Raw genomic sequence first — 14,155 nt, 5'->3', positions numbered from 1 at the left:
GCCGGCGTGAAGGTGGGCGATGAAACGCCGCGGCTGCTTCATCCATGTACTGCGGATGCTGCTGGCCGGCGTGCTGCTCGGCGCGCTGGCATGTGCTGCGTCGTGGGCCGGCGTCATGACGCGCGACGTACTGGAAAAGAAATTCCCATCGCCGCTGATGATCGCCCAGAAGGATGACGCGCTTCCGGTGTGGCCGGTGTTCCGGCAGAACGGCACCGTGACCGAACTGGTCGGCTATCTGTTCGAGTCGATCGACTTCGCCGCAATTCCCGGATTTTCCGGCGTACCGCTCAATCTGCTGGTGGCGCTCGACGCTGGCGGCAGGTTTATCGACGTGCAGGTGATCTCGCAACACGAGCCGGTGTTCCTCGACGGCCTGGGCGAGGCACCGCTGCACAAGTTCGTCAGCCAGTATCGCGGCCTGTCGCTCAAGCAGAATATCGCAATCGACACGGCGCGGCGCGATCGCGCCGCGCAGGATGGCGGCAACGTCCACATCGACGGCGTGACGAAAGCCACCGCCTCGGTGCGCATCATCAACCAGAGCGTGCTGTCGGCGGCGCTGAAGGTGGCGCGCAAGAAGCTCGGCTTTTCCGGCCTGCGCGACCCCGATCAGATCGCTCGCGTGCGGCAGGACGTGCATGAAACGCTCGACGCCAAGGCCCTGGCAGCCGAAGGCCTGTTCAAGCCGCTCGTGCTGCGCAACGCCGACGTGGAAAAGGCCTTTGCGGGAACGGCCGGTGCCGGCCTGGACGAACAGGCAGCGGCGCATCCCGGTGAATTGTTTGCAGACATGCGCTTTGCCTATGTGTCGGTGCCGTCGGTCGGGCGCAGCCTGCTCGACGACGCCAGCTGGGCCCGCCTGTCGGAGCGGCTGGAGCCGGGCGACCACGCCTTGCTGGTGCAGTGGCGCGGACGCTACGGGCCGGTGTCGGACGACTTCGTCGCCGGCGCCGTGCCGGATCGCCTGATCCTGGCGCAGGGCGGTCTGCCGATCGAGATGCGCGACATGGACCTCGACTTGTCGTTGCGCCGCAAGGAAGGCGCGCCCGCATCGATGAAGGTGTTTCGCGTGATCAGCCAGGCCGGACTCGATCCGGCACAACCGCTCGATTTTTCGCTGCGCGTCACCCGATTGAAAGGCATGATTTATCCGGAGCGTATCGGCCAGGATTTCGTGCTCAGCTACCGCCTGCCGCAGCGCTTTTACAGTGTGCCGGAAGGCGACAGCAAGTCGTGGCTGCCGCTCTGGAAGCAGCGCTGGATCGACATTGCGCTGCTTGCCGTCGCGCTTGCCGTGCTGTTCATCGCCCTGTCAAGGCAGGCCGTGCTGAGCGCGAACGCCCGCCGCCTTGCGCTGTTCAGGAACTTTTACCTGGCCTTCACGCTGCTGTTCATCGGCTGGCATGCGCAGGGTCAGCTTTCGATCGTCAATGTCACGGGCGTTCTGCAGGCCATGAAGGAAGGGCGCGGCCTTGGCTTCCTGCTGTACGACCCGATTTCGGTCGTGCTGTGGGGCGCCGTGCTGGTGTCGCTCGTGATCTGGGGGCGCGGCACGTTTTGCGGCTGGCTGTGTCCGTTCGGCGCGCTGCAGGAGTTTTCCGCGAAGCTGGGCAAATGGCTGCACCTGCCGCAGCTGCGCCTGCATACCGCTGCCGATGCCAAGCTCAAGTTGCTCAAGTACGTCGTGCTGGCTGGCGTGGTCGGCAGCGTCTTCGTGGCGCCCGCGGCCACCGACCGGCTGGTCGAGTTCGAGCCGTTCAAGACCGCCATCACGCTGCTGTTCGTGCGCTCTTGGCCGTTCGTGCTGTACGCGGCCGGGCTGCTTCTGGCGAGCGCCTTTTGCTACAAGTTTTTCTGCCGCTATCTGTGCCCGTTCGGCGCCGGCCTCGCGCTGCTCGGGCGGGTGCGGCTGCTGTCGTGGCTCGCGCGTCGTCCCCAGTGCGGCAAGCCGTGCCAGACCTGCCGCCATCGCTGCGCCTATCAGGCGATCCGGCCCGACGGCACGATCCGCTATGACGAATGCTTTCAGTGCATGGATTGCGTGGCGATTTATCACGACGATGACAAGTGCGCGCCGCTGATGCTGGAAAAAAAGCGCGGCGCGGTCATCCCGATACGGCAGGTGTGAACAGGAAAAGGAATCGATATGCAGCGTCGAAAATTTCTGTCGGCCGGATTCGGGGCGCTGGCCGCTGGCGCCGGCGCTTTCTGCTTCGGACAGGCAAGCGCGCCCGGCGCCTTCGAGCCCGGCCCCGAGCTGGCGCCGGGGCGCCGGCTGTTCCGTGGCGCGGACCTGGCGTTCGGGACCACGGTCACGATCCAGCTGGTGCATGACAGCGAACGCGACGCGCGCCTGGCCATCGAGGATGCATTCCGCGCGGCGCACAACATCGACCGGCTGCTCAGCATCTACCGCCCCGGCAGCCAGGTCTACGAACTGAACCGCACGGGCCGCCTGCTGCGGCCCGATCCGCACCTGCTCAACGTGCTTGCGGAGTCGCGCCGCCTGTCGCAGCTGAGCGGCGGCGCGTTCGACGTCACGGTGCAGCCGCTTTGGCTTGCGGCGGCGGCCGGCCTCGACCGGCGCTCAGCGCTGGCGCTGGTCGGCGGCCGCCTGCAGTTCGACCGGCATCAGGTGCGCCTGCCGCGCGCCGGCATGGCAATCACGCTCAACGGCATTGCGCAAGGCTATGCGACCGATCTGGCGCTCGATGCGCTGCGCGCGCGCGGCATTCGCGACGCGTTGGTCGACATCGGCGAATTTTCCGGCATAGGCCGGCGTTCACCGCAGCAGCCCTGGCACGTCGGCATTCAGGACCCGCGCCACAAGGACCGGCTGCTCGGCGTGATGCCGCTCGAGGCGCGCAGCCTCGCGACGTCGGGCGATTACGAAACGACCTTCAGCGCCGATTTTTCGCGCCACCATATCGTCGACCCGGCCAGCGGGGAGTCACCGCCCGAACTGGCCAGCGTGACGGTCGCCGCCCCCAGCGCCATGCTGGCGGACGGCTTGTCGACGGCGCTAATGGTGCTCGGCACGGAACCGGGTATGCGGCTGCTGCGCGAGATGCCGGGCGTCGACGCGCTGTTTGTCGACAAGGCCGGCGCTCGAAAGCAGTCTGCCGGATTCCATTGGACTGCGACATGAAAAAACAGCCGACGTGCGGCGATTGCTTTTGATACTCGCCACTCCTTCGCGCTGAGTCTTTGGAGCCCGCATGTTCCGCTGGCGGCATTCTTATTTCGGTGCCCAGATCTGTCGCACGCGCTCCCATCCGTCCATGTTGGTATCCCGCCCCCATTGGTGGTGGTGCCAGTGCACAAACTCCGCCGGCGGTAGCGGCCGGCTGAACCAGTAGCCCTGCGCCTGATTGCACCCGTGTGCTTCCAAAAACAGCATGGCATCTTCCGATTCGATGCCTTCGCCATGGACGCTAAGCCGCAGGCTGCGCCCCAGGCCAATGATGGCCTCGGTGACGGTGCGGCTCGCCTGATCGCGCTCGATCCGTCGTACGAACGACTGGTCCACCTTGAGCTTGTCCAGCGGCAGGCTGGTCAGGCTGCTCAGGCTCGAATAGCCGGTGCCGAAATCGTCCAGCGCCACGCGCACCCCGAGCGACTTGATCCTGTTCAGTATCTCGACCGCTTCATCGATGTTCTCCATCACCGCGCTCTCGGTCACCTCGATCTCCAGGCATGTCGGGTCCATTCCCGATTCCGTAATAATGCTGCCCAGCGTTTCGGCGAATGTGCGCTGCCTGAATTGCAGCGGTGACACATTGATGGCGATAACGATCCGCAATCCCTGGCGCAGCCACGCCGCATGCTGGCGGCACGCTTCGACCGCTACCCATTCGCCCAGTTGCCCGATCAGCCCGGCCGACTCCGCAATCGGGATGAACCGGTCGGGGCCGATGACTTCGCCATCGTCCGTCAAGCACAGCAGCGCTTCGGCGCCGATCAACTTGCCATTCTTGAGATCGATGACCGGCTGGTAGTACAGGGTCAGGCCGCCATGCTTCAGCGCGTTTCTCAGCCTCGTTTCCACCGAAAGCGCCTCTTCGGCCCGCCGGTCGAGTTCGGGCGTATAAAACTGATAGCTGGCCCGCCCCGATTGCTTGGCCTGATACATGGCCAGATCGGCGGTGTGAATCAGGGTGCTCACATTGGCGGCGTGCTCCGGGAAGTAGCTGATGCCGATGGAAGGCGATACCGACACCTCCAGTGCATTGATGTGAATGGGTTCGCTGATGCTGGCGACCACATGCCGGGCAACCACCGCTGCACGGTGGTACACGCCGCCGCTCATGTGCGGGAGGACGATGACAAACTCGTCCCCTCCCAGCCGCCCGACCAGGTCCTCCTGCCGGGTGCATGCGAGGAGCCGCCTGCCGACTTCCTGCAGCACCCGGTCCCCGGTCTCGTGTCCGTAAAGATCATTGATCGGCTTGAAGCGGTCGAGATCGATGAACAGCAGCGCACCTCCCGCATGACCGCGTTGTGCCGCCGCAAGCAATCGCTCGCAATAGTCCATTATCAGCGCCCGGTTCGGCAATCCGGTCAAGGGGTCATGCAGGGCGGCGTTCCGCAGTTTTTCCTCGGATGCCCGCAATTGCATCTCGGCGTGCTTGCGTTCCGTGATGTCCTGAGTCATGCCGCGCAGGGCGATCACCTCTCCCTTTTCATTGCGGACTGCCTCGCCTCTGGCATGGACCCAAATGGTATGTCCACGGCCATGATTGACTTGAAATTCGAGGTCGTACCCCTTTCCCGTCCGGATCGTGCGCTGCGTGGCGGCATCGATCTGCTCCCACGATTCCACGGGCAAAATGGTGCCGCGCATGTCTGAGAAAGAAGGGATCTCGCGCCCATAGATTTCACGCAGCGAATCCGAGGTTCGTACCGCTCCGGTCGTCAAGTCCCAATACCACGTCCCGAACTTGGCAAGGCGGTGCGCTTCCGCCAGTTCCAGAGCACGTTCCTGCAACAACTTCGCAGCACGGCCGATTGCGAAGGCAACTTTGGCAGCTTCCTTGATATGCACTTTGGGGATCGGGGCCGAACCGCCATTGCCCAGCGCAACGGCCGGAGCCGTCAGCGCGCTGACCGAGTGCGCGATTCTCTGGCTCATGAACCGCGCCAGGACCAGACTGATGCCGAACAGGGTTGCCACACCCAAGGCAAGCAGCGAAAGGGTGTGCAAAAGCGTGCCTTGAACCGCCTGGCGCGGAATGCCGATGGCAACGCGCCAGTTCGTGACGGGCGAGCGGCTGTAGAACGACAGGACTTCAAGTCCGTCCAGCGTCGTCGTCTCGAGCGATCCTTCACGCGACTTCGCCATCGACTGGAGCAACGGCGTGTTGGCCTTGCGCCCGATAAACTGGTCGGGCGAGTGGGTCCGTCCGGCTATCGTTCCAGTCTTGTCGAAAACGGCGGCGATCCAGCCGGATGGCAAGCCCTGCTCTTTCAGGAGCGAGTTGAAATGCGCCGGCAAGATGCCGACGCCCAAGTCATAGGCTACCTTGCCACCGATGATTACGGGCACGTCCACGCTCATGACCGGTCGCTTGAGGACTGGACCGATAAAGACCGGTGAAATCACGGACTCGCCGGTGGCAAAAACCTCTTTGACCTGCTGCGGCGCAGGCTGGGCATGCAAGGGAGTGCCGTATTCCACCGCGGTATTGAGAAGTTGCTGCCCGCCTTCGTTTCTGAGGACAATGTTGGTGCCCAAACCCGATAGTGAGACGGCTTGCCGCGCCTGCTGGTGAAAACGGGCGAAATCCCGCGTGACGAGCGCATCGGACACGGAAAGGACTTGTACGACGGCGCGCGCCCTGAGCAAATGGTTGTCCACTGCTTGCACCAGGGCGCGTGCGGTCCGGACCGTATCCTTTTCCTGCTGGGTGCGAGCCAATTGGTATTGGTAAATGAACAGACCGCTAGCGCCGAGGATCCCCGGCATCAGGCAGGCGAGAACGAGCCACATCAGGAAGGTGCGGACAGGCCATTGCGATACGGGGGACGTGGAACGCGGCAATATGCTGGTCAGCGCTGCTTTATAGGAAGAGTTCACGAATGCCGGGTTTCAAGCTTTCCATTTCGACCCTTCTTCACTCAAAAAATTCCGATATTTATCATTCAAGTCGCCCCGCGTCATGGTTCTGACCCCGTCCACTGCCGGCGTATCAAATAACGTTAGAAACCTCTAAGATGTTTACTTCCGTCAATACAAGGAAGCTCATCTCATGCGCCCCATCCTCGTCGCCTGCTTGCTCTCTTTTGCTGCGAACATTTGCTTTGCACAAGAGATTTTGTCGCAACCACCTGAAACGATTGACCCGGCCAAGAAATACCTCTTTTTCCTGCACGGCCTTTCGGTCGAGCAGCAAGGTCCGGATGCCTACAGCAGGGAATTCAAAAAGGTGAATCAAAGCACGGCTGTTGCCAAAGCCTTGGCCTCCCTTGGGTATGTCGTGCTCACCGAGGCGCGTCCGAAAGGAACGAGAGTTCAAGCCTATGCAAACAAGATTGTTGCTCAGGTTCAGCAACTGCTGGCAGCAGGCGTCCCCACAAAGAGCATTGCCCTGGTCGGCCATTCCAAAGGCGGGTACATCACGATAGCGGCGGCAACGAAACTGGCTGCCCCGGATATCTCCTATGCGGTCCTTGCCGGATGTACGTTGCCAGCCACGCACAACATTGCTGGTGTGGATGCGAGAGCCACCTATGAGGCGCTCGTGGCAGAGCCGCAGGGCCAGCTGGCAGGACGTTTTCTTTCGCTCTATGACACAACAGACGCCTGGATGGGATCGTGCGGCGAACTGCAGGGCGCTAACCCCAAAATAGAACTGCAGGAGGCGGCTATTGAAAGCGGCATGGCGGCGGGAATGGGACACAGCCTGTTTTATGCGCCGGACCCTATTTGGATGAAACCACTGGCCGACTGGCTCAGACGTGGAAATTGAGCGGTAAACGCAGAGGACGGCGATGCTGCCGGCAACGGCCATTTGCCAAGGGAAACCGGATTCTCAAGAAACGCTCACCCGTGCCAGGGCGAAAAGAAAAGGGCGACGGTATTCGTTGGCCCTTTTGAATTCTTATGCGCCTCATGCAGTCACATGACCTCTGGCGTGGCTGAACGATGTTGCGGCTAGCGCTCCGTCGCGGTGACGTGCACCGGAATCATCACTTGCGCGCCATCAGCACAACTTGCGATAAATCGTGTTGCGCGAAATGCCGAGCGCGCGCGCGGTGGCCGAGACATTGCCGCCATGCGCCTGTAGCGCTTTCTGGATCACCGACAGTTCGACATCGCCCAGCGTGGTGTTGGCCGGAATGGTGTCGGTATCCATGTGCGAGGCGCCATCTTTTTTCATGCTCTGCACATCTTCGAGGAAGTCGTCCGGCAAGTGTTCGAGCCGGATTTCGCCATCGTCCCCGGTCATCACCATGGCGGTGCGCAGCAGGTTGGTGAGCTGGCGGAAGTTGCCCGGCCAGTTATGCTGCTTGAACAGCTGCATCACGTCGGGCGCGACGCTGTAGCGGCGGCCGTTGGATTCGCAGGCGAGCAGCTTGTTGACCACGAGTTCGAAGTCGCTGCGCTCGCGTACCGGCGGCAGCTTCACCACGAGGCCGTTGAGGCGGTAGTACAAGTCTTCGCGGAATTCGCCCTTGGCGATCATGTCGCGCAGGTTGCGGTGCGTGGCGCAGATCAATGCCACGTTCACCGGGATCGACTTGGCGCTGCCCAGCGGCGTGACCATGCGTTCCTGCAGCACGCGCAGCAGGCGCGCCTGCAGGTTCAGCGGCATGTCGCCGATCTCGTCGAGGAACAGCGTGCCGCCGTTGGCTTGCAGGATGCGGCCGATCGAGCCTTTCTTGCGCGCGCCGGTGAAAGCGCCGTCCTCGTAGCCGAACAGTTCCGATTCGATCAGCGTCTCCGGGATCGACGCGCAGTTGACCGCCACGAAAGGGCCGTTCGCGCGCGGCGAATCGTTGTGGATCGCCTGCGCCAGCAATTCCTTGCCGGTGCCGGTTTCGCCGTTGATCAGGATCGGGATGTCGCGGCCGTTGACCTTGGTGAGCTTGGTGATGATGGCCGCGACCTGCGGGTCTCCCGTGTTCAGGTAGCGCAGGCTGGACAGGCGGCGCCCGTTGTCTTCCTGCTGCGGCTCGGCGCGCCGGGGCTGCGGCGCGCTGGCTGCCGGTGCGCGCACCAGGTCGGCGCCGCAGATGGTGCTGTTGGACAGCCGCACCGACGCCTTCGCATACACGCGCACGCCGCTGGGCAGGCACATTTGCAGCAGTTCGGGGGCGGCGGTGCGGTAATGATCGAGCAGCGCCGACACGCCCAGGCCGAACAGGGAATTGAGCGTGTGCACCGACAGCGCCTGCGGCGACAGGCCGAGATTGAACATCGCGCTGCGGTTGGCGGACACGAAGCGCCCGCCGGGTGTAAACGACACGATGCCTTCCATGAGTGTGCCGATGAATTCCGGCTGGGTATGGAAATGCAGCGTGATGCCGTCCTGGTAGGCGGCGGTAAACAATTGGTTCTCGATCATCTGCGCCGACATGCGCACCAGCGCCATGGTATGGCGATGGAAGCTCTGGCGGTCGCCGGTTACATCCAGCACGCCGATCACCGCGCCGCGCGGATCGAAGATGGGTGCGGCCGAGCAAGTCAGGATATGGTTGGCGCGCAGATAGTGTTCATCGGCATGCACCAGGGTCGGGATGCCTTCCGCAATGGCCGTGCCGATCGCGTTGGTGCCTCGCTTCTGTTCCGACCAGGCTACGCCGGCGGTGAGCGCGACGCGGTTGGCTTTTTCCAGGAAGTCGTCGTCGCCCAGGGTGTGCATGATCACGCCCTGCGCGTCGGTCAGGATCACCATGTTGTGGGTGTTGATGATCTGCTCGTACAGCGTCTCCATCACCGGCAGCGCATACTTGTACAGCGCGCGATTGTGCTCGATGACGAGCGACAGGTCGCTATTGTTCAAGGGCGCAAAATCCGGGCTGTCGGCGCTGCCCAGGCCGTAGGCGGCGGAGCGCTGATGGGATTTTTCGACGATGGCATCGCGTTCGTCCGCGGCGGTCGTACCAATGCGCGTGATGCTTGCCGCGGCGCCTGTCGGTGTCGCTTGTGCAAATGCTTCGCCGAACGTGGCCGGCGTGCCCGCTTTCATCTGTTCCAACTCCGTCTCCTTTGCGGCATGCGAAGCCGCGTTATTGCTTGCCAAGTTGCTCCAATTTGAAACACTGCGTCATCATGAAACAGGACACGATGCTTTTCGTTGGTGCCTTGATTGCAATTATTTTGTATTGCGCATGAATCGATCATACGCGCATTTGCTATACATATTTGTGATTTTTGGCCGTTGCCAGCAGCGGATATGGCCGGGATGCCTGCTTCCCGATCCGTCACATTTTGCGTCGGCCCTGATCTCTGTGCAAGAGTCGTTCCTTCTGCCAGGCGGGGCGGCCTGGCAGCGGAAGAGGGTGTTGAAATTACTGACTGGAAATTAATTGGACGGCGAGCGCGGGCTGGCCAGTTTGTCCATATCGGTGGCCACGAATTCCCCTTTCCAGCGCACCGCGCAGTCCGGGCAGGCGAAATCATCGGGAATGGCGCTCCACGGTGTGCCGGGCGGGTAGCCCTCGCGCGGCTCGCCAGCCTGTTCGTCGTAGACGTAGTTGCATACGGGGCAGGAATAGCTGGTCATGACGCCTCCTGGCTGGCATGCCGTGCAGTCAGGCCATAACGGGCCATCAGCTGCGCGCGCCGCTTCGGATCGAAGTTGATCCGAGCCGGATCGTGGCCGACCGCCTCCAGCAGCCGCCGGTCCATGAGGTGGAACCAGAGCGGCGGAAGATAGGCCACGACGAACATGCCAAAGTAGCCGTTCGGCAGTTGCGGCACATCGTCGAAATGACGCAGCGACTGGTAGCGCCGCACCGGATGCGCATGATGGTCGGAATGGCGCTGCAGGTGGAACGTGGCCCAGTTCGAAAACAGCTGATTGCTGTTCCAGGAGTGGTGCGGCTGGCACGGCTCGTAGCGGCCATTGGGCAGTTTGCGGCGCAGCAAGCCGTAGTGTTCGATGTAGTTGGCCGAAGTCAGCTGAAAGTTGCTCCAGAAGGAAGCCAGCAGCATGAACGGCAGTGCATGCCAGCCAAGCCAGGCGATCATCAGCGCAAAGAACAAGAGCGTGAGCAGCAGCGGCTGCAGGATGTCGTTGTGCAGCGACCACACCGGCTTTCCGCAGCGCTGCAGGCGGTCTTTTTCCAGGAGCCATGCGCGCCGCAGCGCGCCCGGCATTTCGCGCAGCACGAAGCGGTAAATCGACTCGCCCATGCGCGACGAAGCCGGATCTTCCGGCGTGGCGACGTCGCGGTGATGGCCGCGGTTATGCTCGATGTAGAAATGCCCGTAGCCGGTCATCGCCAGCACCACCTTGGCCAGCCAGCGCTCGGTGTCGGCGCGCTTGTGCCCCAGTTCGTGGCCAAGGTTGATGCCGTAGCCGCCGATGCCGCCGGTGGCGATGATGCCCGCCAGCTGCGCATGCCACGGCAAGTCGTGCGTGGTGAAAAACCAGATGCCGAAAATGAATCCGCCCCACAGCAGCGGTACCAGCGCATACGTGACATAGCGGTAGTAGACGTCCGCTTCCAGCGTCGGCACCATGGCCTCGGGCGGGTTGCTGCGGTCGCGGCCGAGCGCCAGGTCGACTACCGGCAGCAGCACGTAACTGAGCACGACCGGCGCCCACAGCACGATCGGGTCGCGCAGCAGGTAGTAGAGCAGGGGGCCGGCGCCATTCAGTGCCGGCATCAAGAGCGACAGCAGCCAGGCGTAGCGTTTCGAATCGCGATAGCCGGCCGCGCCGGCTGGTGGTGAGAGCGTCTCCATGATGTCCTTTTTATAATGGTGAGGACACAGCATCTCCTGATGTAGCGCAGCCGGACACCGCAAGAACTGGCAATTTTTCGTCAAAATGTGACAGCATAAAAAAACGGCACACATGCGGCCGGGCGCAATTGATCAATTTCAAACAGGAAAAAATGACCGTTCCAGCACAGTGGGCCCAGCCCGCCGTCCACCCGTCCTACGCGCGGCTGCTCTGCATGCTTATGCGCCGGCGTGGCGTGGAACTGTCGCGCCTGCTGGCGGGCACCGGCCTGACCTGGGCGCAACTGGTCGACGCCAGCCGCGCCCTGAGCTTTTTGCAGATGCGGCGCCTGATTCTGTCGGCGCTCGAGTTGAGCGGCTCGCCGCTGCTCGGCCTGGAGATCGGGGCGTCGCTGCCGGTGTCGGCGCACGGCCAAGTGGGCTATGCGGCGATGGCCAGCAAGGATGTGGCGCAGGCGCTGGACGTGATCGTGCGCTTTTCGGCGCTGCGCGCCAACCTGCTCGACATGCGCCTAGTCACCGGCGAGCAGGTGTCGAGCGTGCAGATACGCGAGCGCTTCGATCTGGGCGACGTGCGCATTCCGATCCTCGAAGCGACGTCGGTGCTGCTGGTCCAGGTGCTCGAAGCGCTGGTCGGCGATGCGCTGGGCCAGCTGGAATACCGCGTGCCGTATCCGGCCGCTCCCTGGCATGCCGCCTATGCAGCCCGCTTTGCCGGGACCATCGTGTTCGACGCCGCCTGCATGGAAATCCGCTTTCCCAGCGCGCTGCTGGCGGCGCCCTGCCTGACCGCCGATCCGCTGGCCTATGCCGCGGCGCGGCGCGACTGCGAGCAGGCGCTCGCGCAGCTTGGCCCGGGCGGCGACCTGGTGCAGCAGGTGCGGGCGCGGCTGGCGGCGCGCGAAGGCGACTATCCCGGATGCGACGCGATGGCGCACGAGCTGCACATGTCGGCGCGCACCCTGATGCGCAAGCTCAAGCAGCGCGGCACCAGCTACCAGGCGTTGCTCGACGAAGTGCGCCAGGAGCGCGCGCAATGGTTCCTGCAGCACACGGGCTTGCCGGTCGAGACGATCGCCGAGCGGCTCGGCTATCTCGATACGTCCAATTTCGGCCGCACCTTCCGCCGCTGGTTCGGCGTTTCGCCGAAGGAGTTCCGCGTGGCTGCGCAGGCAAGTCCGCGCAGCGGCAACCCGCAGGACTGATCCCGCTTACCCGTCACAAACGGCGATGTTGTCATCATTGCAGCACGCGATAAGAAGGAACGTTGGTATTTCGCATCGTTCGCGGGTGAAATGGAAATACCGCTTGCACGGCTTTCCGTAGTGGTAGCAATATTGATTTGTATCAATTTTTTACATCCACCTTGCCTGGAGACAGAGAACGCCGCCATTTAGCGCTGCGCGTTCTTCTTGTACACGGCAACAGTTCTTTCACGAATGACACATGAATAACACCAGCATGAAAGTCGGCACGCGCCTTGCACTCAGCTTTGGCAGCGTTTGTATCCTGTTACTGGTGATTATCGCCATCGGACTCGTCAAGCTGCGCGATCTGAATGCGGCCACGTCGGGCATCATCAACGAGCGCTGGCCCAAGATCGAAAGGGCCAGCGACATCCAGGCGCAAACCGATCGCATCGCGGTCGCGCTGCGCAACATGATGCTCACCGATAGCAAGGATGACCGCCAAAAACAGGCGCAAGACATCGCCGACGCGCGCACGGCGATCGCCGTCGACATCGACAAGCTGGACAAGATGCTCGTCCTGCCGAAAGGCAAGGAATTGTTCCAGAAGGTGAAGGATTCACGCGCCGCCTACATCGCCGGGCAGGACAAGCTGATGGCGCTGATCAACCAGGAGCAGGCGGCAGAAGCAAGAACCTACCTGAGCAATGAACTGCGCCCGCTACTGAAAAACTACAAGGATGCGCTCAGCAACCTGATCCGGTTCCAGGTCGAACTGATCGAAATCGCCGGACGGGAGGCGGACGAGGCACATGCCAGCGCGCGCATGCTGATGGTGGTGCTGGGGCTGGCCACGGTGATGCTGGCTGCGCTGATCGGCTTTGCGATTACGCGCGGCTTGCTGCGCCAGCTCGGCGGCGAGCCGGATTACGCGGCGGCGATCGCCGGACGCATCGCCGACGGCGACCTGACGGTCGACATCGCACTGCGTCCGGGCGACCAGCGCAGCATGCTGTTTGCCATGCACAAGATGCGCGACAACCTCGCTTCCATCGTGGCGCAAGTGCGTTCGGGCACCGATACGATTGCCAATGCTTCCGGCGAAATCGCCGCCGGCAACCTCGACCTGTCTTCGCGCACGGAGCAGCAGGCCAGCTCGCTCGAGGAAACCGCGTCCTCGATGGAAGAGCTGACCACGACAGTCAAGCAGAACGCCGACAATGCGCGTCAGGCCAACACGCTGGCCAGCTCGGCATCCGACATCGCGCAAAAGGGGGGCGCCGTCGTGGCGGAAGTGGTGGACACGATGGGCGCGATCAACGACTCGGCCAGGAAGATCGTCGACATCATCGGCGTGATCGACGGCATTGCATTCCAGACCAACATCCTGGCCTTGAATGCCGCGGTGGAAGCGGCGCGTGCCGGCGAGCAGGGGCGCGGCTTTGCCGTGGTGGCATCGGAAGTGCGCAACCTGGCGCAGCGTTCCGCGTCGGCGGCAAAGGAAATCAAGGCCTTGATCAACGATTCGGTCGACAAGGTCGACAGCGGCGCGCGCCTGGTCGACCAGGCCGGCGCCACCATGCAGGAGATCGTCGAGAGCGTGCGGCGCGTGACCGACATCATGGGCGAGATCAGCGCCGCCAGCCACGAACAAACCGCCGGCATCGAACAGATCAACCAGGCCATCGCACAGATGGACGAAGTCACCCAGCAGAATGCTTCGCTGGTGGAGCAGGCCGCCGCCGCATCGGAAGCGATGCAGGAGCAGGCCGGCCATCTGGTGCAGGTGGTAGGGGCATTCAAGATATCCGGCACGCATGCGGGGGCCGTACCCAAGGCGCGCACGCCGAAGCCGGCAGCACGGCCGCAGCCAGCCAGGCTGGCTTCGGCAGCAACCATGGCACGCCGGGCACCGATCAAAGGCGGCGACGACTGGGAAGAGTTCTGAGCAAGGGCGCCCGACGCGGCGCCCGGCCGGCATTTCACCCAGGGAATTGCCGGCCTACCTCACACGGCAGGTGCAGCGCGCGTAAAATGACGGCTCGCTGCC

General features: G+C 63.0%; 9 protein-coding genes. 5 read left to right on the top strand and 4 right to left on the bottom strand.

The features are described from left to right. The first annotated feature begins 19 nt into the window (after positions 1 to 19). Together TSA66_RS23290 and TSA66_RS23285 are read left to right on the top strand one after the other, a co-directional pair. Complete coding sequence (locus TSA66_RS23290) at positions 20 to 2,131, top strand: 4Fe-4S binding protein (protein ID WP_040041734.1); 2,112 nt, start codon at positions 20 to 22, stop codon at positions 2,129 to 2,131. A gap of 18 nt (positions 2,132 to 2,149) precedes the next feature. Then, positions 2,150 to 3,151: an FAD:protein FMN transferase gene (locus TSA66_RS23285; protein WP_040041733.1), complete on the top strand. Its 1,002-nt coding sequence runs from the start codon at positions 2,150 to 2,152 to the stop codon at positions 3,149 to 3,151. A gap of 90 nt (positions 3,152 to 3,241) precedes the next feature. Here TSA66_RS23285 and TSA66_RS25855 read toward each other — a convergent pair whose 3' ends face one another. Continuing rightward, a complete protein-coding gene (locus tag TSA66_RS25855) occupies positions 3,242 to 6,079 on the bottom strand; it encodes a bifunctional diguanylate cyclase/phosphodiesterase (protein WP_157691764.1) in 2,838 nt (945 codons plus the stop codon). Between the two features lie 172 nt (positions 6,080 to 6,251). Here TSA66_RS25855 and TSA66_RS25850 point away from each other — a divergent pair, with 172 nt between their 5' ends. Beyond that, the gene (locus TSA66_RS25850) at positions 6,252 to 6,971 is read left to right on the top strand and encodes an alpha/beta hydrolase family protein (protein WP_052452548.1); all 720 of its coding nucleotides are present in this window, start codon (positions 6,252 to 6,254) and stop codon (positions 6,969 to 6,971) included. A 234-nt stretch (positions 6,972 to 7,205) separates the two neighbouring features. Here the strand turns inward: TSA66_RS25850 and TSA66_RS23270 are convergent, their stop codons facing one another. From TSA66_RS23270 to TSA66_RS23260, 3 genes are all read right to left on the bottom strand, one after another. After that, positions 7,206 to 9,194 carry a sigma-54-dependent Fis family transcriptional regulator gene (locus TSA66_RS23270; RefSeq protein WP_052452695.1) on the bottom strand — a complete coding sequence of 663 codons (1,989 nt, stop codon included), beginning with the start codon at positions 9,192 to 9,194 and terminating at the stop codon, positions 7,206 to 7,208. 336 nt (positions 9,195 to 9,530) lie between these two features. After that, positions 9,531 to 9,731: a rubredoxin gene (locus tag TSA66_RS23265; protein ID WP_040041732.1), complete on the bottom strand. Its 201-nt coding sequence runs from the start codon at positions 9,729 to 9,731 to the stop codon at positions 9,531 to 9,533. Further along, positions 9,728 to 10,918 carry an alkane 1-monooxygenase gene (locus TSA66_RS23260; RefSeq protein WP_040041731.1) on the bottom strand — a complete coding sequence of 397 codons (1,191 nt, stop codon included), beginning with the start codon at positions 10,916 to 10,918 and terminating at the stop codon, positions 9,728 to 9,730. Before TSA66_RS23260 ends, TSA66_RS23265 begins: the two co-directional genes overlap by 4 nt. A gap of 152 nt (positions 10,919 to 11,070) precedes the next feature. On the opposite strand from TSA66_RS23260, the gene TSA66_RS23255 reads away from it, so the two are divergent. Together TSA66_RS23255 and TSA66_RS28095 are read left to right on the top strand one after the other, a co-directional pair. Then, complete coding sequence (locus tag TSA66_RS23255; RefSeq protein ID WP_157691763.1) at positions 11,071 to 12,123, top strand: AraC family transcriptional regulator; 1,053 nt, start codon at positions 11,071 to 11,073, stop codon at positions 12,121 to 12,123. Positions 12,124 to 12,364: 241 nt separating this feature from the next. After that, the gene (locus TSA66_RS28095; protein ID WP_040041730.1) at positions 12,365 to 14,053 is read left to right on the top strand and encodes a methyl-accepting chemotaxis protein; all 1,689 of its coding nucleotides are present in this window, start codon (positions 12,365 to 12,367) and stop codon (positions 14,051 to 14,053) included. The last annotated feature ends 102 nt before the right edge of the window (positions 14,054 to 14,155 follow it).

The organism is Noviherbaspirillum autotrophicum (genome assembly GCF_000818395.1).
GTDB lineage: Bacteria > Pseudomonadota > Gammaproteobacteria > Burkholderiales > Burkholderiaceae_D > Noviherbaspirillum > Noviherbaspirillum autotrophicum.
Note: the sequence above shows the minus strand (reverse complement) of the source record. Positions and strands in the feature narration are given on the sequence as shown.

Coding starts and splice junctions, on each gene's coding strand:
- TSA66_RS23290 (WP_040041734.1), top strand. CDS start 20: ATGAAACGCCGCGGCTGCTTCATCCATGTACTGCGGATGCTGCTGGCC.
- TSA66_RS23285 (WP_040041733.1), top strand. CDS start 2,150: ATGCAGCGTCGAAAATTTCTGTCGGCCGGATTCGGGGCGCTGGCCGCT.
- TSA66_RS25850 (WP_052452548.1), top strand. CDS start 6,252: ATGCGCCCCATCCTCGTCGCCTGCTTGCTCTCTTTTGCTGCGAACATT.
- TSA66_RS23270 (WP_052452695.1), bottom strand. CDS start 9,194: ATGAAAGCGGGCACGCCGGCCACGTTCGGCGAAGCATTTGCACAAGCG.
- TSA66_RS23265 (WP_040041732.1), bottom strand. CDS start 9,731: ATGACCAGCTATTCCTGCCCCGTATGCAACTACGTCTACGACGAACAG.
- TSA66_RS23260 (WP_040041731.1), bottom strand. CDS start 10,918: ATGGAGACGCTCTCACCACCAGCCGGCGCGGCCGGCTATCGCGATTCG.
- TSA66_RS23255 (WP_157691763.1), top strand. CDS start 11,071: ATGACCGTTCCAGCACAGTGGGCCCAGCCCGCCGTCCACCCGTCCTAC.
- TSA66_RS28095 (WP_040041730.1), top strand. CDS start 12,365: ATGAATAACACCAGCATGAAAGTCGGCACGCGCCTTGCACTCAGCTTT.